24 protein-coding genes and 1 tRNA gene are annotated in these 22,640 nt (G+C 32.3%); 2 read left to right on the top strand and 23 right to left on the bottom strand.

The features are described 5' to 3' along the window. Positions 1–83: 83 nt before the first annotated feature. From E0W69_RS01335 to E0W69_RS01235, 21 genes are all read right to left on the bottom strand, one after another. Positions 84–497, bottom strand: a complete 414-nt coding sequence (locus E0W69_RS01335) for a hypothetical protein (protein ID WP_131328234.1) — start codon at positions 495–497, stop codon at positions 84–86. 171 nt (positions 498–668) lie between these two features. Next, entirely contained in the window at positions 669–1,184 is a 516-nt protein-coding gene (locus tag E0W69_RS01330; RefSeq protein ID WP_131328233.1) for a hypothetical protein, read from the bottom strand. Between the two features lie 169 nt (positions 1,185–1,353). Next, complete coding sequence (locus E0W69_RS01325; RefSeq protein WP_131328232.1) at positions 1,354–1,779, bottom strand: hypothetical protein; 426 nt, start codon at positions 1,777–1,779, stop codon at positions 1,354–1,356. Positions 1,780–2,150: 371 nt separating this feature from the next. Beyond that, positions 2,151–2,429 (bottom strand): hypothetical protein, encoded by a 279-nt coding sequence (locus E0W69_RS01320; RefSeq protein ID WP_131328231.1) that lies wholly within the window; start codon positions 2,427–2,429, stop codon positions 2,151–2,153. Between the two features lie 163 nt (positions 2,430–2,592). Further along, a complete protein-coding gene (locus E0W69_RS01315; RefSeq protein ID WP_131328230.1) occupies positions 2,593–3,186 on the bottom strand; it encodes a hypothetical protein in 594 nt (197 codons plus the stop codon). Positions 3,187–3,366: 180 nt separating this feature from the next. Then, positions 3,367–3,681 carry a matrixin family metalloprotease gene (locus tag E0W69_RS01310; protein WP_326521356.1) on the bottom strand — a complete coding sequence of 105 codons (315 nt, stop codon included), beginning with the start codon at positions 3,679–3,681 and terminating at the stop codon, positions 3,367–3,369. A 456-nt stretch (positions 3,682–4,137) separates the two neighbouring features. After that, on the bottom strand, positions 4,138–4,539 hold the full coding sequence (locus E0W69_RS01305; RefSeq protein WP_131328228.1) for an SMI1/KNR4 family protein: 402 nt from the start codon (positions 4,537–4,539) through the stop codon (positions 4,138–4,140). Between the two features lie 234 nt (positions 4,540–4,773). Then, positions 4,774–5,808, bottom strand: coding sequence for a DUF2971 domain-containing protein (locus E0W69_RS01300; protein WP_131328227.1), 1,035 nt, complete (start codon positions 5,806–5,808; stop codon positions 4,774–4,776). A 256-nt stretch (positions 5,809–6,064) separates the two neighbouring features. Beyond that, positions 6,065–6,820, bottom strand: coding sequence for a DUF4262 domain-containing protein (locus E0W69_RS01295; RefSeq protein ID WP_131328226.1), 756 nt, complete (start codon positions 6,818–6,820; stop codon positions 6,065–6,067). 269 nt (positions 6,821–7,089) lie between these two features. Further along, on the bottom strand, positions 7,090–7,530 hold the full coding sequence (locus tag E0W69_RS01290; protein WP_225321357.1) for a DUF2251 domain-containing protein: 441 nt from the start codon (positions 7,528–7,530) through the stop codon (positions 7,090–7,092). 215 nt (positions 7,531–7,745) lie between these two features. After that, on the bottom strand, positions 7,746–8,993 hold the full coding sequence (locus tag E0W69_RS01285; protein ID WP_131328225.1) for a coiled-coil domain-containing protein: 1,248 nt from the start codon (positions 8,991–8,993) through the stop codon (positions 7,746–7,748). 170 nt (positions 8,994–9,163) lie between these two features. Next, positions 9,164–9,826, bottom strand: a complete 663-nt coding sequence (locus E0W69_RS01280; protein ID WP_131328224.1) for a hypothetical protein — start codon at positions 9,824–9,826, stop codon at positions 9,164–9,166. Positions 9,827–10,004: 178 nt separating this feature from the next. Then, positions 10,005–10,724: a DUF2071 domain-containing protein gene (locus tag E0W69_RS01275; RefSeq protein ID WP_131328223.1), complete on the bottom strand. Its 720-nt coding sequence runs from the start codon at positions 10,722–10,724 to the stop codon at positions 10,005–10,007. A gap of 173 nt (positions 10,725–10,897) precedes the next feature. Further along, entirely contained in the window at positions 10,898–11,755 is an 858-nt protein-coding gene (locus tag E0W69_RS01270; protein WP_131328222.1) for a toll/interleukin-1 receptor domain-containing protein, read from the bottom strand. 240 nt (positions 11,756–11,995) lie between these two features. Next, the gene (locus E0W69_RS01265; RefSeq protein WP_131328221.1) at positions 11,996–12,730 is read right to left on the bottom strand and encodes a hypothetical protein; all 735 of its coding nucleotides are present in this window, start codon (positions 12,728–12,730) and stop codon (positions 11,996–11,998) included. A 190-nt stretch (positions 12,731–12,920) separates the two neighbouring features. Further along, positions 12,921–13,628 (bottom strand): hypothetical protein, encoded by a 708-nt coding sequence (locus tag E0W69_RS01260; RefSeq protein WP_131328220.1) that lies wholly within the window; start codon positions 13,626–13,628, stop codon positions 12,921–12,923. A gap of 352 nt (positions 13,629–13,980) precedes the next feature. Further along, the gene (locus tag E0W69_RS01255; RefSeq protein ID WP_131328219.1) at positions 13,981–14,826 is read right to left on the bottom strand and encodes a peroxiredoxin family protein; all 846 of its coding nucleotides are present in this window, start codon (positions 14,824–14,826) and stop codon (positions 13,981–13,983) included. Between the two features lie 198 nt (positions 14,827–15,024). Next, positions 15,025–15,555 carry an O-acetyl-ADP-ribose deacetylase gene (locus E0W69_RS01250; protein ID WP_225321356.1) on the bottom strand — a complete coding sequence of 177 codons (531 nt, stop codon included), beginning with the start codon at positions 15,553–15,555 and terminating at the stop codon, positions 15,025–15,027. A gap of 193 nt (positions 15,556–15,748) precedes the next feature. Next, a complete protein-coding gene (locus tag E0W69_RS01245) occupies positions 15,749–16,240 on the bottom strand; it encodes a JAB domain-containing protein (protein WP_131328218.1) in 492 nt (163 codons plus the stop codon). Between the two features lie 275 nt (positions 16,241–16,515). Next, a complete protein-coding gene (locus E0W69_RS01240; RefSeq protein WP_131328217.1) occupies positions 16,516–17,418 on the bottom strand; it encodes a hypothetical protein in 903 nt (300 codons plus the stop codon). A gap of 214 nt (positions 17,419–17,632) precedes the next feature. Further along, positions 17,633–17,706, bottom strand: a tRNA-Asn gene (locus E0W69_RS01235). 134 nt (positions 17,707–17,840) lie between these two features. Between E0W69_RS01235 and E0W69_RS01230 the strand changes: the two genes are divergently transcribed. Then, positions 17,841–18,386, top strand: a complete 546-nt coding sequence (locus E0W69_RS01230; RefSeq protein WP_131328216.1) for a thioredoxin family protein — start codon at positions 17,841–17,843, stop codon at positions 18,384–18,386. A gap of 20 nt (positions 18,387–18,406) precedes the next feature. On the opposite strand, the gene E0W69_RS01225 is transcribed toward E0W69_RS01230, so the two are convergent. Continuing rightward, on the bottom strand, positions 18,407–18,880 hold the full coding sequence (locus E0W69_RS01225; RefSeq protein ID WP_131328215.1) for a 23S rRNA (pseudouridine(1915)-N(3))-methyltransferase RlmH: 474 nt from the start codon (positions 18,878–18,880) through the stop codon (positions 18,407–18,409). A gap of 68 nt (positions 18,881–18,948) precedes the next feature. After that, positions 18,949–21,621 carry a DNA mismatch repair protein MutS gene (mutS, locus tag E0W69_RS01220; protein ID WP_225321355.1) on the bottom strand — a complete coding sequence of 891 codons (2,673 nt, stop codon included), beginning with the start codon at positions 21,619–21,621 and terminating at the stop codon, positions 18,949–18,951. A gap of 74 nt (positions 21,622–21,695) precedes the next feature. Here mutS and E0W69_RS01215 point away from each other — a divergent pair, with 74 nt between their 5' ends. Next, positions 21,696–22,637, top strand: a complete 942-nt coding sequence (locus tag E0W69_RS01215; protein ID WP_131328214.1) for a hydrogen peroxide-inducible genes activator — start codon at positions 21,696–21,698, stop codon at positions 22,635–22,637. The last annotated feature ends 3 nt before the right edge of the window (positions 22,638–22,640 follow it).

Below are 22,640 nucleotides of genomic sequence, written 5' to 3'. Positions count from 1 at the left end.
TCAATAATGATATCGAGTTGAGCCGATATTCTTTCGCCCGTCACAAATCGTCAAACTAATGTTATCTGCCGCCATTATTAATTCTACCATTTAATACGTTCGACATATTCTTTATTTTGGTATTTAGTAAAATTTGAAACTTTAAATAATGTTTCTGATACCAAATGGAATCTCCATATTGCTGATTTTTCATTCCAAGGATCAGTCAATATTTCGTATTCAGCTTCGTTAATATATTTGAAGTCGTATGCAAAATTATCTAATTCAAATTCTGATTTTATTGTAGAAAATATATCATAATTGATTATTTTTTCTCCACCTACAATACATTTTTTGTACACTTCATCAATTATTCCAAAGCTAGGCTCTCCATAAAAATTTCCAATATAGAATTCTTCATTGCTTTGCGTTTTTATTAGAAACACATTCTCGTAAATATTGCCTAATAAAAAATCTGAAGTTTGGAATAATATTTTAAAGTTTTTTTCAATTTTCATTTAGCATCATGTATCTATATGGTTGCAGATAACGTTCTCGGGGTTGATGTTTTGTGACGCAAATATTGTTGCTTCAGTTCAAATTTAGTATAAAAGTTCAATATAGTTACTTAAGTTGAGATGATATTCTTTCGCCCGTCACAAATATCAATCCCATGTTATGTGCTGTTGTTATGGTAAGTTACTCCAATCAATCTTTTGGTTATTAAGTAATGATTCTAAATAATCTTTGTTTGGACTAATTAGAGTTCCATAATCTGTCGCAGAAGGAATATCAACTTCAAATAGAAAGTCACAATTGTTTTGTAATATATTAAATCTTTGTTTTCCCTTTATAATATCCAAATTTAGATAATATGGTGGAATTTTGTTCATCTGAATAAGTTCAATTCCTCCCGTTAAATCCTTCATTATGTCTTTGAACGCACTTGTTTCCATAATAAAATCAAAATTCAGTGATTTTGCTAGGATTTTCAAATGTGTTGAATTATTTACGATAGGTAAATTAAATTCTTCCCAATCGAATCCTTTGCCTGTTGTATGATTATGAACCCAAACAAATTTGTAATCATCTTGAATTAAAAAAGGTAATATATTGATAGTTGCGAAATCCAATATAATTCGGTATAGCCCATTACTAGTTTCTCTTATACAATTAATGTTCTCTTTATAATCGACGTTCTTCAAATCTTAAAATTTTATACCAATAGCACATAACGATCTCGGGCTTGACGGTTTGTGACGAAAATAGTGATTATCTGTTCAAATTTAGTACAAAAGTTTAATAATGATAATTAGTTGAGCCGATATTCTTTCGCCCGTCACAAATCGTCAAACACATGTTAGCGGTAGTCGTTTATATTTTATCACTCACATATAGAAAATAGATAAAATATCCAGCTACAATTAATGTAAGAGTTATTGAAAAGAGTGATAGCCAATTATTAAGTCTAATGCTTTTTCCCCATTTATTAATTTCACTTGGAGTTTTGTTTTTTACATCAGCTTCAAATCTACTTTTTTCCATCATTCGGTATTCAATCCATATTAAATATATCATATTTAATACTGGTATAAGTATAGTTATTGTCGATATATTATTACTTAATTTGATTAAAGTAAAAAATCCAGCAATGAACATTGTATTAATAGAAAAAAGTTTATCGTGGATTCGATCAAAATGTTTTAATACATTTTTTAATCCGTCTTCTTCGCGTTTATTCATCCTATTTTCTATCTCCGTAAAATTTCGGTCCATTTCGTTAAAGTCAATCTCTGTCATTTTTTATTGTTTGCGAAATATTATAGTTCTTCAGTTAGTAGTTTTTAATAATGAAATGTTTTGAATGTTCTAGCAACATTGTCGGCTAGCCATTTTTCAGATTACCGCTAACGAACGCGGCTTGACGTTTTTGTGATGGAAATAGTGTTGATTTAGTTCAAATTTAGTACAAAAGTCTAATATAGTTACTTAGTTGAGCCAATATTCTTTCGCCCGTCAAAAACGTCAAGCCAATGTTATGTGCAGTTTATCATTTATTATATATTTTTATTTTTTATTATCTGTGAAATTGAATCAATTCATTATTTCAAAAATATAAACGTGTTAATTTTTTTATTTTTTCTAATACTTGAAATGCTACTTTTTCTATTCTATTTTGGTTTAAAATTCCACCAATTTTTTATTTCTTCAGTCAAATTTTTAGAATCGAACTCATTGTCGAATAATCCGTAGTGAACAATTAATTCGCTTTGGATAATTCGATCAATTTTTTCAAAATCTTGATTTTTGTTAAGTTGGCTCAGAATTTTATTATTTAGAGAATCAAATTCGTCATTAGGGCTTCCAGGAATTAAGCTCCAAGAATTAATAATTTTCCTTAATTCTGAAAAATCACTATCGTATTTTCTTCGAATTTCTGATTTGTCCACAGTTAAATTTTAATTGCACATAACGTCCTCGGTTTGACGTTTTTGTGACGGAAATAGTGTTGATTCAGTTCAAATTTAGTACAAAAGTCCAATATAGATATTAAGTTGAGCCGATATTCATTCGCCCGTCAAAAACGTCAAACCTATGTTGGCTGCTGTATTTTTATTTTTCAAATTTTGAGTTTAACCAACAGTCAAGTAATTCTTTTTCTTTTTGTCTGTCAACAGTCATAATATTTACGGTAAATTCTTTCTTGCCAAAAAGGCGACCAAACATTTGCCAATTCATAACCATCTTATTTGGGAAAGTTATAAGAACTTTAAATTTCTGAAAAACAAGTCCATCTATAGTTTGTGTCGACGATGAAGAGTCGAGTTTTGCACTTTTCATTTGAGCTTCAAATGTCCCATATATTACATTATTAACTTCTCGAAAACTTTCGAGATAATTACCATCTTTTGTCGAATCAAATAACTGGTAGTTTGATTCGAAGTAGTTGAATTGATCATTTTGAAAAACAAAAATTGTCTTTGCATTATTCTCAACTTTTCCATCGTATGTTTTTTCAATTGCTTCTGCTCCACGATTTTGTATTTTAGCCCATTTTTCCACACTAACCGTGTCAAAACCAGCTGGAATATTAATAGTCCATTCAAAATCTTTATTATGAACTGTTTTCTTTTCAGTTTTTGTTTGTCCTTTGCAACTTGCAATGAATACAATTAGAATTGGTAGAAAATTAAAATATTTTTTCATTGTCAATTTTGTAATGTCTAGCTATATAGCAGCCAACGTCCTCGGGCTTGACGGTTTGTGACGAAAATAGTGATTATCAGTTCAAATTTAGTACAAAAGTTCAATAAAAATATTCAGTTGAGCCGATATTCTTTCGCCCGTCACAAATAGTCAAACCAATGTTGCCCGCTGGCCTTATTTCTATTTAAATCGCCAACCTTTAGATATTAAAGTATGCTTACAAGTTTTACAAAATTCGATTTCTTCGTTTGTAGGATTTCGACCTTCTGCATCACGCATAAAACATGATTTTACTTTACAATGCTTCAAACCTTGTGTGTGTCCAAGTTCATGAATGGAAACTTTAAAAAGTTGCATTAATTTTTCGTTTGAAGATAGACGAAAGTCTGAAGCGATGCATGCTTTTCCTGGTTCAAATCCTAAACCCATAACGCCCCAATCTTTTATTGAATTTTTAGTCGTACTTATATCAAAACTTGTTAAGCCAAGAGTAATATGATTTGGTGCAGTTTGTCTATCTAGTATTGCTATTAATGAATCGGCTCGAAATCTATTTCGTAATGAATAAAACGCAGACTTTGGGATGGGTATCTTACTCTTTACGTTTACCAGTGGATATACTTTTTTTAGTTCAGAAAAGACATAATTAATCTTTTCGTTTGAAATGTCTGAAAAGGGTGGAATGTCAATAATTTAATCCTTCTCTTGACTTTTTGTGTTACAACAAGAACATAGTATTAATAGAATATAAATACTAATATATTTTGATCTTTGTATGCACATAGAATATAAATAACAGGCTTGAGGGCAACGTTCTCGGGGTTGATGTTTTGTGATGGAAATAGTAATTGTTCATTTCAAATTTAGTACAAAAGTTCAATAAAGTTACTCAAGTTGAGTCGATATTCTTTCGCCCATCACAAATATCAATCCCATGTTAGCGGTAGTTTATTAATTATGGATTAAATGGCTTATATCATCTGCGACTTTTTCAGTTTGCCCAGTTTCGTGAAACCATGTGTAAACTTCTTCACTTAGAATTTTACTATTTTCTTTTATCGGTAATAATATTAAATAGTCTCCACTTCCGTTTCTTGCAATTGCAATTCCATTATTTGGGAAATTGTTCCATTTCTTCGCTTGTTTAGTTTCTAAAGCAATATTATTACATGTTCTACTTATTCTTTTCTTATCGGTTTTATCAAAAAAAGGGAATAGTTGCCAGTCGTCATCTTCGGTTATTAATTCGCCTCCATTTTCTTCAATCATTTTAGCTTTGAAACTCTTTGGAAAAAGAATACCAAGTTCTGTTTCGGTTTCAATAATATATTTTTCGTTTAACGTAAATGGCATTTTTTAATTTTATAGTCAATAAGTTTTCGATAAGTTTAATTTAAGAATAAGTCGATAAATTCTTTTATTGCTTTTCGTTCGCTAAAATTACCGCTAACGCCCTCGGCTTGATGTTTTGTGACGGAAATAGTGATTCATCTGTTCAAATATAGTACAAAAGTCAAATAGAATTACTTATGTTGAGCCGATATTCCTTTGCCCGTCAAAAACACCAAGCCAATGTTCGCTGTAGGTCTAATATTTATCTTTTTCTTCCCATTCTGAAAATTCAATTACACTACCGTTTAGTTTTGATTCATAAAAAAGAGTTTCTGAATTCTTATAACTGATTATTTCAAAGATTCTCGTTTTAATATTTTCTGGAGTATTTAATCCAAAATAAATTCCAGATAAAATTTCTATTGGAAAATGTCTAATCCTTTTTTCAGGAAGTTTTGATTCATCGAAATTGATTGAAATTACCCTAAATTCATTTTCATATTCCCAATTTGTAGTTTTTGTGGAAAAAGTCCATTCTAATTCTAATGCAAACTTATGTGTCCAGGATTTTGATAATCCAATTAAATCACAATCATATTCATTTTCAAAGACAGATTGAAAATCATAGAAATTAATATATGGAGGTTCTTCTTGATAAATTACTTTCTTCAAATCTTCTCTAAAAATTGTAGATTCAATAATTCCCTTAGAAAATCTATCTTCAATTTTTCCATCAGTTATTTTCCTCTTTCCATTATATTCGAATGGAAAGAGATTCGACTCTCCTAAATTAAATTCCATACAAATTCCACTATGTTTACTTGCATAATGTGACCACATTAAAAAATTAGTATTGTTTTCAGAAAAACAAGCAATATGACTATTTTGTAAAATTTTTTTTGTTAATTTTTGTAGCTTTTGCTCAAAAGCATCAGATTTAAATTCAAAATCAATTTTTGCTTCTATTATTGAATGTTTAATAATAGATATAATATCATTAATCCATAAATTATTCTTATTTGATTTCTTAATCTGATTAAAAACTTCATTTACTAATAATTGAAATTTAGTATTGTTATTAAAAAATTGAACTAATTTCTGATTACTATATTCTGAATCATCAAATAAAAACTGTGATTTTCCGAAAAAGTAAATAAGATAATTAATATCGTTTATTTTTTTCGTTGAAAAATCAATTCTTGCGGTGATATCTAATGGATCATTTAATTCATTATAAGAAGCAAAATAGATTTCTTGATAAAATAATTCTTTGAATAGAAATTCAGACATTGGTCTGTATCGATATATTTTTCTCAATTTACTACGGAATTTTTGATAGACTTACAGCTAACGGAAAACTCATTGGCGAAGTGGCGGAAAAATTTGGACTGAAAGTTCAAATTTGCACGACAGTGAGCCGATGTGTTTTCACAGCAGCTAAATTAATTGAAAAAAGCGAATGTGAAACACATTCGGCGGAATAATAGTACAAATGTTGAGGATTAGTACCAAACCCGCCATTGCGCCAATGAACTGTTGCATGCAGTTATTCTTCATCGGAATGCTCCTCAATTTGCCATTCACTTTTTTCGTTGTCACGCCATGCCCTCCAGCCGAACTCCAAATAATAAATTTCATTTATAGTTGGGTCAAGTTTAGTTATTTCTTCCAAAGCTACAACCATAGAATCGTCTATGTTTGGTTCTAAACTTGTATGAAATTGCCAATTTCCGTCTTCACTATGATAAACATACAAAATTGGAGCACCATTAAGAGTTTGCTTAGTTGTGAAGACTGCCAAATTTCTATCTTCATAAAATTTGAAGTCCGTGTTTCTATCAAGTAACGGTTGTTTGAATTTCCAATTAGGATTAAAGTCTTCTTCCCAAGGAAAATTATTTTGTTTATCAGTCCAAATAAGTTGCAACAAAGGAAAGTCAAATGTTTCATTATAAAACAGACCTGCATAACCCACATAATTTTGATAGTACGCCTTATCTACAAGAATAAATTGAATTGGAAAACTTTCTAAAAAACCTCTATAAGATTTGCCTATTTTAAGTGTCTCTCCATTTTTTATTAAGTCGCAAGCATGGTTAATTATACTTGCCATAACATCAATATTTAGCCCAAAACATATGATTTCGGGGTGTCCAAACTTTTTAAAAAGTCCGATAGAATAGACAAATGCTGGCATATAATTGTCAGCCTCGATTAATGTTAAATGGCAACCAAATTTTTCAATGTTGTCATTAACGAGTTTTAATTCTTCTATTGCTTTTTCTCTTGAGTCATTTGTCATAACACAGTATCAAATATAATTGCATGCAACGTCCTCGGCTTGACGTTTTTGTGACGGAAATAGTAATTGTTCAGTTCAAATTTAGTACAAAAGTTCAATATAGTTACACAAGTTGAGCCAATATTCTTTCGCCCGTCAAAAACATCAAGCCAATGTTACCTGTAGTTATTTTTCAAAATTTTGTTTGTTATTATAAATTATTCTCAATGATTTGATTTTTTGTGTCATTCGATACTATTTTGGTCAAGTGTTTTTTGTTTAGTGTAAATCTATCTTTTTAGAAGTTCCATGATTAATTCATCAGTTAAAAGTCTGTCTTTAACTCGAGTCCAATTGCTTTTTGAATTTGGAAATGCATTCCTACAATATCCTGCATGTTCTTTAAAGTCAAAAATTGCATGATAATAGTTGTTGATTGATAAAATTGCTTTAGTAAAATTATCAGTCCAAATAATTTTAATATTGGAAGGTTTATTTTTATCAACGACATCCGATACATTATAAATGTGGAGTGCGTCTAAAATATTCAATTCGTTATTTTGGTCAACCGCATAGAAATATCCAGTTTCTTCATTATCTTCAAAAATAACAGCATTTCCATTTGTAGCACTACAATCAATGAATGTGTCTTTACCTACTGTAAAAATTTTATCTTTGAAAACTAGTAATGTAGGATTTTCTTTCATAATTACAGGTAATGGAAAACTCATTGGCGATAGTGGCGGACACATTTGCACGATAGTTCAAATTTGCACGACAGTGAGCCGATGTGTTTTCACAAAGCTAAAATAATTGAAAAAAGCGAATGTGAAACACATTCGGCGGAATAGTAGTACAAAAGTTGAGCATTAGCACCAAACCCGCCATTGCGTCAATGAAATGTTGGCTGTAGCTCTTCTTCGTGATTAATATTGATGAAATTAATTTAACTTTTTGGTATTTTATCAATTAGCTTATCCAACAGCCCAGTAACTAATTTAAGTTTAGATGGGTCTTCTTCTCGTATTACATCCTCTTTATTTTGTTGCATTTTCTCAAAGTATTTCATAATTTGATTCCATCGTATTGTTTCTTTTTTCAGAGCTAAGTCTTTACTTGAAACTTTAATAATTGTGTCAGTTTTACTATTTTCATCATGAGAAATATCTTCTGCTAATTGAATGCCATATTCATTCAGTGCATTAGCGACATTACCAGAAATCGCATATATTGCCGACATATTTCTTTTGTCTTGATTTATTTTTTCATATGTGGTTATTAACCCCTTTAACAAACTGTACATACCAGTAAGTATAGCACTTACACACAACGCCCACGGAAGTTTTACAATAAGTAAACCCAATGCACAGTTAATAAGTTGTAGATTTGTAATCTTATTTCCTTGACTTTTTACAAACGTATCATAGTTGTTAAATATTTTCAGCAAGTCTGGAATGCTAATAAATATCGTAACAATTGCAACAATTAGCAAACCAATAATTACAGATGAATATAAGCGCATATTTTTATTTGTTTCCTCCAAAAAGTCTTTAAATTGATTGATTAATTTTACTCTTAGTTTAGCATTGTTTATAGCTTCTTCTATATTCTTATTTGCAGATTCTGTCTCTAGTTTAATTTTATTACCAATCTCTTTTTTGTCATTTTCATATTGAGCTTTTAAATTATTTGTTAGTATTTGAAACTGTTCTTCTAATTCCTTAGTTTTTCTAGCAAATTCATCATTTTGCGATTTTTCATTATCAACTTGTTTTGCAATTCGCTTATCTTCTATATCTTCTTTTTCTGCTATTTCATTTAATAGTTCATTTCTTTTGTTGCTAAGCTGATTAATTTCGTCTTTGAGACTAATTAAGATTTGATTTGCTAATGAACCTTCTGTTCCATTTGTTTTTTCTCCAAGTAATGAAGTAAGATTTGTGTGTTTGTTCTCTAATTCTATAATTTCATTTTTCAACCTTTTTACTTTTGTCTCCAAATCAAGAAATTCAGTAGGTTTTGCAAAATCTATTTTGTCAAATTCTGCTTTTAGCTTATTAAATCCATTCACGCCACCCCCATAATCTGGTTGATTAAAATATTGTAATACATTCGAACCATATGATAAGCTAGGAAGTTGTGTCAGAAATTGCTTAACTGCATTAATAGTTTCTAAAGGCTTTTTTTCTTCCATAAATATGTATATAGTTTTAGTATGAAGTTTTTAGGGTTACAGCCAACGAAGTTGGCTTGACGGTTTGTGACGAAATAGTGATTATAAGTTCAAAATTAGTACAAAAGTTCAATAATGATACTTAAGTTGAGCCTATATCCTTTCGCCCGTCACAAATCGTCAAACTAATGTTAGCGGCTGGGCATTTGGCTGTCAAACAATGCTCCCAACTTTTCTTTTTCGTGCTTCCATTGTTCAACTACAATTAAAACAAGTTTCGACACTTCCAACATTGTCCTTGAAAAAACAATTTTCTCGTCAAGTTTAAAATTGTCATAACTGCCAATTTGTATTCCAATATTTCTATCTTCTTTTTCAAATTTTGCAATTGTTGGGAAGAAGTGCCTGTCACTAAGATGAATAAAACCGCAAGTGTCTGTGTATAATTTTTGTGTCCCTGCAAAATAAGTTTCGAGTTGTTTTGCAAGATAGTTGTCACTTAATTTTTTCCCTTTAGCATCTGTATAATCTTTTATTGCTTTGCCGTCAAGAAATTGCATAACAAAATCGTTAGAGTCGGCAACAAGTGTTGAAGCAAAAAACCGCAAAGCATTGTCAAGTTGAAGCCTGATTAAAGAAACTGCTGTCAAATAATTGTTTTCTTTCGCTAATGTTACATATGCGTTTGTTAAAGAAATTGCTCTGTTGTTAACCGCTGAAGCAAAAAAGTCAAGAGTATAAAGTTTTTTATTTCCTGCCTCAATAAATCGCTTTGAACTATCGATAAATTGCTTTTGAAAGTTTGACAGTTCGTTTAAAATCTTGTCAAGATATTCTGATGTTGTCTCGTCCATAAATGCTGTCAAATTATGATTGTAAACGTGAAGTCGTTTTGCCTTGCCGCTAACGTCCTCGGCTTGATGTTTTGTGACGGAAATAATAATTCATCAGTCCAAATATAGCACAAAAGTTGAATAGAATTACTTGTGTTGAGCCGATTTTCCTTTGCCCGTCAAAAACATCAAGCCAATGTTAACTGCAGTGGTTAATTGTTTTTAAGGATTTCCATTCATGTTCGATATTTTCCATTAGAATGGCATTATCAAATTTGATAGAGCCTTCTGGAAAGATACTTTTATCTTCAAAAAAACTTGATTTTACATTTGAAACTTTTAATGGTTTTACGTTCCATTCATATGTTTCTAATTTAAGTCCATCAAAGCTTGTTCCATTTGGAGAATATCCGATTGATCCGTTCTCAAAAAATTGCGAAACATTTTCAATTGTTTTAAAAATAGAATTATAATCAAAATCTTCTGCTAATTCTGCGTCAATCTCGATAGTTGTATTATCTGAACTTTTGAAATCTACATGATAGTTATTATGGCGTTCAACTACATTAAATTTTGCCAAGTAATGTTTTCCTGGAAAGAATCTTCCTCCTATAATTGCGTTGAGTTTTAAATTTGTGTCTCTTCTTGGAATAAAAACACCTTCCTTTAATTCGTCGCAGTCTTCCCATTCAACAGCAATTCGATGTGCTCCATTTTCAGAGTTTATGCCCATAAAACTTGGGAATCTTTTTGGTTTTATATCCTTTAGACGAATCAAACAAATACCAACAATAGCCTTTCCTTCAAACAATTTTGGTTTGAAGGGTTTTGGTAAAAGCTTTTCAACAATACTTGGTTCAACAACATAATTTACAAGTATTCTTCTTTCTATAATTCCATGAATTGCTGGGATTTTCATTTCATATATATTATAGGTAATCCATTGCAGTTAACGTTCTCGGGCTTGGCGGTTTGTGACGAAAATAGTGATTGTCAGTTCAAATTTAGTACAAATGTTCAATAATGATATCAAGTTGAGCCAATATTCTTTCTCCCGTCACAAATCGTCAAACTCATGTTAGCGGAAGGCTTTTATAGTTCTTTTAATGCATTTATAATATCCTCTGTAGAATGTATAGACGTATTTAATGCCATTTTATCAGCTAATGTTGGACTAAATTTCAAAACTTCATCTTTTGATATTTTATGCCAAATTGGTAGAATTACTTTATGTCCATTCATTTCCCTTGCAACCATTCCATTAAGCTCATATTCTGTCCAGTTTTTCTTTACGAATGATGGCGATATAATGACAATTCCATATTTCGAATTAATCAAACCTGCATCTATTTTCTTTCTTAAACTATCTCCAATTTTAAGTTCAAATTCATCATACCATACGCTAAATCCATTTTCTCGCAACGAATCGGCTAGAGTTCTTACAATTTCATCTTTATCTTCTGAGGCATGTGATATAAAAAAATCATATTGCTTCAATATTTCTGGTGATAATTTATCGTCAAGAGATTTTGTTGACGAATAATTTTGATTTATTAGAAAATCCAATTGCTTTTTTTGCTCATTAATTGACTGTTGTAATTTTTGTTGAAAATCCAATTGTTTTTGATTTTGTATTTTTTGTTCTCGATCTTCAGCACTTCTCAACTCTTGCTTTCTTCTTCCTAGATCTCCAGATTTTGATGCAATGTTTTTTTGATAATCTGCTATTTTCTTCTTGTAGTTATAAATTTCGTTCTGATAAATTTGAATTTGCCTTTGTTTACTTTGTAGAGAAGATAGTGAAGTGTTCTTATTGATTGATCTGTTTATTGAATCTATTTGTTTGTTTTTATCATTCTCTTTTTTGCTTTCGTCTGCAATTTTTTTGTGCAAATCAGCAATTTCTTTTTCAATCCTATTGATTTGATTTTGATAATAACTGGGATTCATTTAGTGTATAGTTATTTTTGATTAAGCTTGCCGCTAACGGAAAACTCATTGGCGATAGTGACGGACAAATTTGCACGATAGTTCAAATTTGCACGACAGTGAGCCGATGTGTTTTCACAGAAGCTAAATTAATTAAAAAGAGCGAATGTGAAACACATTCGGCGGAATAGTAGTACAATTGTTGAGATTTAGCACCAAAACCCGCCATTACGCCAATGAAGTTATGTGTAGCCCTTCTTTTCATCGTTGTCCGAGTAGTCCCAAACTTCGTGGAATATCTTGTCTTTCGTCAAGTTTTGTCGGGTCAATACTCCAATGTTCTGCAACTTGCATTAATAATTCTTCGTCTGCCCAAACTAAGTCTTCACGTTCAAAATATTTTTCGTCTTTTGCTTCGTCTGAAAATGTATTGGCAAGTTTTAAATTCTTTTCAAATTCTGTTGGTTGTCCTTCGATTGTTATGTTCTCTCCGGATTCCCCCAAATAACTATAAACTCTTTCTATTTGTCCGTTGGTGGCTTTAATCCAACAATGATATTCAGACACTCGATGAGTGCTAAAAAATTGAGCATTTTCAAATTCCTTACTTAAAGTTTGTAGAATACTTTTCACTTTCTCAATTCCTTCTTTAGTGTCACCGTGCGGAAGTCCCCAACCGCAAGCCAAAGTCCAACCGTCAATTGTTGGTGTAATAAAAACAGAACCATTATAAGCTTTATCAATACCAACTTGCCAATTGCAGTCCGAAATATTTTTAAGTTTTAAAATCTCCGCAAGTCTGTTCTTGTTGTCTGTCTTAACAGCAAACCACATACACTTGTAACCAAAACCTACAGCCGAATCAGGAATAGTTTTGTCAACCGTTGACGGAACTATCGAAGGGTAATACGCCTGCTCAGATAAATGCCTTTTCTTGTAAAATGTCAATGCGAAAACGGCAATTACAATTAGTCCAATTATTATTCCTGTTGCCATTTTTCTACTTTTCATTTTGTCTATGCCAGGTCATCATAGGGTTACACATAACGTCCTAGGCTTGACGTTTTGTGACGAAAATAGTGATTATCAGTTCAAATTTAGTACAAAAGTTCAATAGAGATATTGAGTTGAGCCAATATTCTTTCGCCCGTCACAAATCGTCAAACTAATGTTGGGCGCAGGCTTTCTAATAATCAAGTTTCATTGGTGTTTTATTGTCAACTGAAAATTTAGCCAAGTCATATAAAATAGAAAAACCAAACTTTGCTTTTTCATCAAACGAATTTGTATTAGGGTCAATTTCTTTTCTCCATTCATTAATAATATTGTTATCAGCTTTCCATGTGGCGTTATTTAATTTGTCAAGGTCTTCTAAAAGTCTTAGTGATGATGCAATTCCAACTTCCTTTTCTGTCGGGTCGCTATAACGGAAAGTAAACTGAATGTCTATTGGTAGCCATATTTCACAATCTTGTGTCAAGCTCGGATAAATTGTTTTGTAATCCTCTAAAAGAGATTTCTTGAAAATTTCTGATGATGTCCATTCTTTATCAAAGTCATTAGGTATTACATTTTTTTGTTCATTGTACAAAGCCCAAAGAATAACAGCGCCAAAACAATCCCAATCTGGTTTGTCGGTATGATAAGGCAAGTCATTACTTTCAATCCAAAATATTGAAGTTTCACTATGTGCTTTTAATGCATTAGCTAAGTGATCTCTCCAGACTTCACTTATTTCTTGAATCTCACTAACATTTGTTAACACATCTTTTGGCTGATTTTGTCTTACCACTTCTATAGGCGTTCCTGTTCTATCTGACCATTGTTGAATAACAGTTTTCCAATTACCTGAATAATACCTTGTAAATGTCCCAGCGTAAATATCTAAACCCATAAATTTTGAAAGTTTAAGTTGATGGTCAGCTTGTGCCTAACGAAGACCGTATTTGCGCAGTCCCGTAGGCTCGTACCGAAGGTACGAAAGCCGAGGGGATTGTGCAAATACGATGTTGTACGCTGGTCGAGCGAAGCGAGGAACAGTGTACAACATCGTATGTAATACGGTCTTCGTTGGTACGCAAGGCGTAGCGGAGCGGAGACTTGCGTACCAACGATATCGGGCTTGACGATTTGTGACGAATTAGTGATTATCAGTTCAAATTTAGTACAAAAGTTCAATAATGATATTCAGTTCAGCCAATATTCTTTCGCCCGTCACAAACGTCAAACTCATGTTGTGTGCCGTTTTAATTATCTAGATCTACTAATTTATTAATAAGCTGATCATTTAACCCTTCTGTTTTCATTATAATTTTGCCATTCGTGTTTATAAAAAAACATGTGGGTGTTTCTTGAGCTCCATATACAATTTTGAAAGGGCTCTGATCGAGTTGAAAATCAGAAACCAATACAAAATTACAATGATATGTTTCTTGAACTTTTTTCAAGTTCTCTAAATTATCACTTAAACAATATACAACAATTTCAAAATTGTGATGAGAAGCCTTTTCGAAAAGTCGATTCAAGTACGAACGACCATCTTTCCCAATACAATCTAGACCTCCATACAATAGTAATATTTTTTTGCCAATTAATGATGAAAGGCGAAAAGGATTTCCAGTTGAAGTTGTGGCGTTAAAGTCATAAAAATTATCTCCTTCTTTTATTTGGTTTGAGTTTATGTATAATAAAATACTTTTATAATAAAGAGAGGATTTTAATTCTGTCGGTAATCTCTTTAAGATAGATCTTAGAGTATCTTTAGAAATAGTTAAACGACACATAAATACTCTTTGCAAGCCGCTTGGAACAGTTGCAAATTGTATTGCTAGTTTTCGATTCTTTTCTAATGTTGAATTGAGAATATTTTCATAAACGATTGTAAGACTATCTTTCATATTTGGGTTCTTACTCAAATATTCAGAAGTTTTCTGTATCTCCATTTCATAGTTTTTCCATAAACAACTATCTAGATTTAAATAATTACGTTCTGAAATCTCTTGACTAAAGACACCTAAAGGAAATAAAAGAAAAATATTTATAGTTGCAAAAAATGATAATTTAACAATAACTTTTTGATTAATATTTCTCATATTTTTGTTTATTCTATTATATAAATCAAACTTATATACTAAAATGGCACACAACGCTCGCGGCTTGATGTTTTTGTGACGGAAATAGTGATTGTTCAGTTAAAATTTAGCACAAAAGTTCGATATAGATATTCAGTTGAGCCAATATTCTTTCGCCCGTCAAAAACATCAAACCGATGTTATCTGCAGTATTATTGTTTATTTATCAAGTGCTAATTTTATAATTCGGTAATTTTCATCATCAAAACTTACCAAAATTATTTTTTCAATTATTTCGTCTTCTTTAAGAAAATCTTTGATTGTTTCAACCGCAATAGTGGCTGCTTTATCTTTTGGAAATCTATAGATTCCTGTACTTATTGATGGAAATGCAATTGTTTTACAGTTATTTTCAGCCGCAAGATTTAATGAATTTAAGTAACAATTTTTGAGTTTGATCTCTTCGTTTTTCATTCCACTATTCCAAACTGGACCAACAGTATGAATTACATATTTAGCAGGCAATTTTCCCGCAGTCGTAATCACAGCTTCACCAACTTTGCAACCACCTTGTTTCAAAATAATTTTTCGACAATCTTCAAGAATTTCATTTCCTCCAGCTCGATGAATCGCTCCATCAACACCTCCGCCTCCTAATAGTGATGTGTTTGCAGCATTTACAATTGCATCAACTTTAATTTTTGTGATGTCGCCTTTTTGAACTTCAATTATATCGTTGATTGTTCGCATATTGCAGATAACATATAAATATACGCAATTTAGCGATTTCTATATTTCAATCGTAATAATTATTTATTCAATTGATTATTATTAATTTATCCTCAAAATTCTAATGACGCAAAACTTATTATATTTATTGCATTGACGCATATAACACAAAATACGCATAGTTGCCATACATACAATGCGTATAATGAAGGACTCATAAGAGTCCTTCATTAGCAAAAGATTGATATTCATCTGTGGTCAAGATTAAATGATCCAATAAAGTTATATCCATCAGTTTTGCTGCATCTTTTAATCTTTCTGTAATTTTTAAATCAGCTGTGCTTGGAGTTAGGTTTCCAGATGGATGATTGTGTGCAACAATAATTTTACATGCATTTGATTTTAATGCGACTGTTAGAAGGATTCGAATATCGACAATAGTACCAGCAGTTCCACCGGTTGATCCATGATAAACGCCTAATACTTTATTAGCATTATTTAGTAATAGCATTTTGAACGATTCTACCAATTCCATTTCTTCCTCGTTCCAAACAGTTCTAAATAAAGAAAGTGCATCTTCTGCCATATTGATTTTTGGTCTTTGAGATGCTTTCATTTTGTTCCGATAGGTGAGTTGCACTTCTTGTAATGCAGACCATTGAGGTTGAACTTTTTCTAATGCGGAAACTGTGTTGTAGATTTTCATGATATACTGTTTTTGTGTAACAGCGACAGAAGATGGTTCTCTAAAAAGAAGACAGAACGTGGAATAGCGGAGCGTAGCGAGCATATGCCGCCGAAAGCTGTCTTCTTTTTAAAGAGAACTATCTTAGCTTAGTGAAACAAAAAACAGTATTGAAAAGCTTAACTACTTCCGCCAATGAATATGAAATACGAATGAGTCATTACAATCATTTACCTCCCTTATATTCAAATTGAAATATCCCTCTGAAAGACCCGATATTAATAGCTTAAGTTTAGCTACTCAGATGAGAACAGATGTAGATATTTATCGAAAAGAAAATCTTGTTTAAAATAATCCAAGTTATAATCTTTACCGGATTCATTTCCTCCCATTTTCCCAAATGCTTTATATATTTCCTTGAATGTAAATTCGGACTTGAAATAGCCTTGTTGTTGGTAATGAAAAACAATGGCTGCCATCTGAGCATTTAATCCATATTGATTTGCTCCTTTCTTATTTTTTGCTACTGGATGAAAAGGGTTACGTGGAAAACCAACAGTAATTATTTCTTGTTCCATTTCGGAAAGAATCAAAGTTTTATCTTCAGTTAAGAGCATATCGGCAAAACTTATCTCGACTGGTAATACATCACCATCAATAAGATCCAAATTAGTCTTTGTTTTACTATCTATTAATCGTCTTACATATTTTGTACAAGCTAGCCTGTTATAATTATCCTTTTCAAATAGTGCATTAAACTTAACATCTTTTTGAAGGCTTTGGCTTTTAGCGCTGCACCAGATTAACTCTTCATCTATTTCATTATCAGAAATACAGATGAAAGGCTTGGAGTAGGTTTCTAAAAGATGATGAATGCCACTAAGTTCATTAATTGAAAAGCTACATAGATATTCTTCCAGCCTTATTAAAAAAGCCTCATTAAATGTCCAATAAACGAAGCGTACCATATCCACCAACAAATTGGTATTTCGGAAATTGTCGAGTGAAAAAGAAGGAACAACACTTAAAAGAGTAAGACAATTACCTAATCGCATGACTTGTGCTACATATAAATCGTAATAACCTAGTCTGCGATGGAATAAGTTTGCCTTTTTACCATCAATGGAAACTTCTCTAATGTAAGGCGTATTAGAAAGCATCTTAGTTGTCCAACTCACTTTGGGTACTTTATGTTTCATAAAACAGTAGAATTTATGATCGTGTGTTAATTAAAATTGTAATACTAAGACCAAATAAGTAAAAATAACACAACTTGTGATGGTGTAATAATGCTAATATTTTGTTAAATGGAATTAAAAATAGTCTTGATTATTTGCAATTATGGATGTATCAAATGATGTATCAAATAAAAAAGAAGCTATGAATTTAACTTCATAACTTCTTGATTTTCAGCTCCCCCTGTTGGACTTGAACCAACGACCCTCTGATTAACAGTCAGATGCTCTAACCAACTGAGCTAAGGAGGAATACATCCCCAAATCGGGAGTGCAAATATAGCAGCTAAAATCATAATTGCAAAAAAAATAATAACTTTTTTATAAAAATCTAAGCATAATTTTTTTTCAATATTTTTATATCTATTTTATAATTAAATCAGAATATGAAAAAGATAAGCATTTTAGTATTTGCCATTTTATTTGCGATCACAGCCTTTAGTCAGTCCGTCCCCACAACGGATCAAGTTTTACAAAAAGCTTATGCTCAGGCAAAAAAAGAGCACAAAAAAGTTTTTCTATTATTTCATGCGTCTTGGTGTGGCTGGTGTCACCACATGGATACTTTAATGTCTAGTCCAGAATTAAAATCCTATTTTCAAAAGAACTATGTGATTACGCACATCACAGTATTAGAAAATGGGGCAAAGAAAAAAGAGGAAAATGAAGGAGGTATGACATTTTTAGAAGATCATGGAGGCAAGGATTCGGGAATTCCTTATTGGTTAATTTTGGATGCTAGTGGAAAATATATTGCAAATAGTCGATTGAAAAGTGCGTCAGAAGATCTCACTAGTACTAGCGGCGACAATACGGGCTGTCCAGGAACGCCAGAAGAGATCGCCTATTTTAAATTAGTGCTAGAAAGAACAGGGAAATTTACACCTGCTCAATTAGATGAAATTGGGAAAAAATTTGCGCAAAAAAGCTAATATTACAATAGAGAGAAGTACTATATATGATGATACTTCTCTCCTTTTATAATGGTACATGCACGATATAATTGCTCAGATAATATTAGGCGAACGAGCATGTGTGGAAATACCAATTCGGACAAACTCCACACAAAATTAGCACGAGAAAATACACTATCATCGACTCCGAAAGCTCCACCAATTAGAAAAATTACTCTTTTAGCACTTTGATTGGCAAAACGTTCAATTAACTCGGCTAACTTAGGCGAAGAAAGCATTCTACCTCTTTCATCTAAAAGCACCAAAACATCCTCCTTTTGTAACTCTTGTAAAAGGATTTTTGCTTCTGCTTTTTTCAATTCATTCTCAGAGAGCGAAGCCGCTTTTTTTACACTTGCAATTATTTTCCAGTCCGTACTATAATAATTATTCGCTCGTTTTGTAAAATCTTCAATTCCGGCTTTTACATAACTCTCATGCGCCTTTCCAATAGACCAAAATTGTAGTTTCATATTTCAAATTTTATCCTCACACTTACCATTGTTACTTAGTAGAATAAACAAATTTCATATTTCCCAAACTATGATTTTATCAATTGTTTGATTTCATTCAACTTCATCAAAGCCTCGACTGGTGTCAGGCGATTAATATCAATATTGGTCAGTTGTTTTCTTATTTGTTCGTACGTATCGGTATAACTATCAAATATGTTAAGTTGCAATTCTGGTGTAGAAATTTTCTTTATTTTTTCTCCAATATCAGAATGAGAAACGATTTCATTCTCGCCATTTTTTTCCTCTAGTGTATGCAAAATTTCATTGGCACGATGTAATAGTTCGGGTGGCATCCCCGCCATTTTTGCAACATGAATACCAAAACTATGTGTACTTCCACCAGGCGCTAATTTTCTCAAGAAAATAATTTTTCCACCAATTTCCTTATTCGTCACATGGAAATTTTTCACGCCATCTAATTTTTCCTCTAAATTATTCAACTCATGATAATGCGTTGCAAAAAAGGTTTTGGGTTTAGCCATCGCATTATGCAAATACTCTACGATACTCCACGCAATCGAGATACCGTCATATGTAGACGTACCACGACCAATCTCATCTAATAAAATCAAACTTCTAGGCGAAATATTATTGATAATACTCGCCGTTTCGTTCATTTCCACCATGAATGTAGATTCTCCACCACTCAAGTTATCACTAGCGCCGACACGGGTAAATATCTTATCTGTCAATGGCACTTTTGCACTATCTGCGGGAACAAAACTTCCAATATGTGCCATCAAAGTAATCAATGCCGTTTGTCGCAATAAAGCGCTCTTACCACTCATGTTAGGACCTGTCAATATCAAAATCTGTTGTGACTGTGGATCCAAATAAATATCATTGGCAACATAGTGATCGCCTGCCGGCAAATATCGTTCAATCACAGGATGCCGAGCTTCTTTTAAATCCAATGCAAAACCTTCATGCACTTCCGGTTTTTTGTACTTGAATTGTAGTGCATTATTGGCAAAACAAATCAAGCAATCCAATATAGCAAGCACACTGGCATTGGTCTGTATGGGAGCGATATAGTCTTGTAACTCTTGCAAAAGTGCATCATAAATACGCGCTTCTATCGCTGCAATTTTGTCTTCTGCGCCTGTAATTTTCTCTTCATATTCTTTCAACTCCGGCGTAATATAACGCTCTGCATTGGTCAAAGTTTGTTTGCGAATCCAAGTTTCTGGCACTTTATCTTTATGTAAATTGGTCACTTCTAAATAGTATCCAAATACATTATTGAAACCTATTTTCAAAGAAGAAATCCCAGTCTTCTCTCCTTCTCGTTGTTGTAATTCTTGCAAATAAGATTTGCCATTCGTTGCAATTTTGCGAAGATCATCCAACTCTGCATCAACACCATCTCTAATGACATCTCCTTTGGCAATCGCTACCGGTGGATTTTCATTGATTTCTTTTTCAATTTTTTCCAAAATATAGCGACATGGATTGATTGCATCTTCCAATCTTTGCAAATATGGTTGCGTACTTTCCCCCAAAGATTGTTTTACTTTTTCCGCATTTCCAAGTCCTTTTGCTAGTTGAACGATTTCTCGTGGATTGATTTTTTTCAAAGGAATTTTACTGACCAAACGCTCCACATCTCCGCTATCTTTGATATATTGTTGGATTTGTGTGCGCATTTCAGTTTCTTTTATAAAAAACTCCACAGTATCCAAACGCTCATTAATTTTCTTACGATCTTTTAGTGGTAATACTAACCAACGTTTCAGAAGCCTTGCGCCCATTGGGCTGGACGTATTATCCAAAACTTTGAGTAAATTATTTCCTTCTTGATAACCATTGCCCAAAATTTCCAAATTACGAATCGTAAATTGGTCCATCCACAAATAATCGTCTTTTTCAATCCGCTGTATTTGTGTCAAATGTTGCAGATTGGGATGCTCCGTTTCTTTCAAATAGTACAAAATCGCACCGGCAGCAATGATACCAGAATGCATTTTTTCAATACCAAATCCTTTTAATGAATGGGTTTGAAAATGTTTCAAAAGCAATTCCGTCGTAAATGCTTCCTCAAAAATCCAACTATCTAAAGTGTACGTATAAATGCTATTTCCAAAAGTAGATTTGAAATATTTCTGATAACTTCTTTGAAAAATAACTTCCGATGGACGCAAACTTTGGATTAATTTTTCCACATATTCCAAATCTCCTTCCGCTACAAAAAACTCACCTGTGGAAATATCGGTGAAAGCGATCCCTGTTTTTTCCTTTTCGGTAAAGAAAATAGACGCGAGAAAATTGTTGCTGTTATTATCTAGCATTTTATCACTCGTCGCTATTCCCGGCGTTACGAGCTCCGTCACCCCTCTTTTCACCAAACCTTTCGCTTGTTTGGGATCTTCTAACTGGTCCACGATCGCAACACGATAACCCGCTTTTACTAATTTATGCAAATATGTGTCTAACGCATGGTGCGGAAAGCCCGCCAAGTCTGGCGCATCTGCATTACTACTACTTCTTTTGGTCAAAGTAATACCCAAAATCTGAGATGCTTTAATCGCATCTTCTGCAAATGTTTCGTAAAAATCACCTACCCTAAACAATAATATCGCATCAGGATATTTTTGCTTAATTGCCTTATGCTGTTGCATCATCGGGGTTTCTGAACTCGCTTTTGCCATTGAGCGAAGGTAAAATTCTATCGATAAATAGGAAAGTCGAGTTGTCAACATTTTTTCCCATATTTTATTTCTATTTTTAACCTAAATAAATCACAAATTCACATCTAAGTATTTTATTTAAATAAATGACATTCACACAATTAGAATATATTATTGCAGTTGACACCTATCGACATTTTGCTACGGCGGCAGAGCATTGTTATGTGACGCAACCAACATTGAGCATGCAAGTGCAAAAATTGGAGGAAGAATTGAGTATCAAGATTTTTGATCGTTCCAAACAACCTGTTATCCCCACAGAAATGGGCGAAGCGATTATTTTGCAAGCAAAAAAGATCATGCAAGAGCGCAATGAATTGCAGGATCTCATATCCTCTAAAAACGGCATTGTTAACGGTGAATTACGTATCGGAATTATCCCAACTTTGGCGCCTTATCTTTTGCCATTATGTATCCCAAAATTTACCAAAAAATATCCCAATGTTAAGGTACAAGTAACTGAATTAATTACAGAAAATACGATCCAACAATTAAAAGAAGGCAAGATTGATGTAGGCATTGTGGTTACGCCTTTACATGAAACAAATATCAAAGAAGATGTTTTGTTTTATGAAAAATTGATTGCTTACGTTTCTGAAAAGAACAAACTATACCAAAAGGAATTTATTCTTTCCAAAGATATTGATCCAAATAAACTATGGCTTTTGGAAGAAGGGCATTGTTTCCGCTCGCAAATTATCAATTTATGCGAACTGCGTAAAAATAGTAAAGAAGGTAGTTTGTTTGAATACGAAGCGGGCAGTTTGGAAACACTACGTCGCATGGTCGACATGGGCGACGGCATCACTATTTTACCGCAATTAGCGACGGATGATTTGAACAAATCTCAAAAAGAAAGACTTCGAAATTTCTCTAGTCCAGCACCAGTAAGAGAAGTCAGCTTAATAACCCATAAAGATTTTGTCAAAAAAAGATTGGTAAATGCTTTGAAAAATGTCATTTTAGAATCTATTCCAAAATCGGTCAAGGAAAATAAAAAAGAAGCAATTATTCCTATAGAAAAATAATCA

The sequence above is a fragment of the Rhizosphaericola mali genome (genome assembly GCF_004337365.2).
Classification (GTDB): domain Bacteria; phylum Bacteroidota; class Bacteroidia; order Chitinophagales; family Chitinophagaceae; genus Rhizosphaericola; species Rhizosphaericola mali.
Note: the sequence above shows the minus strand (reverse complement) of the source record. Positions and strands in the feature narration are given on the sequence as shown.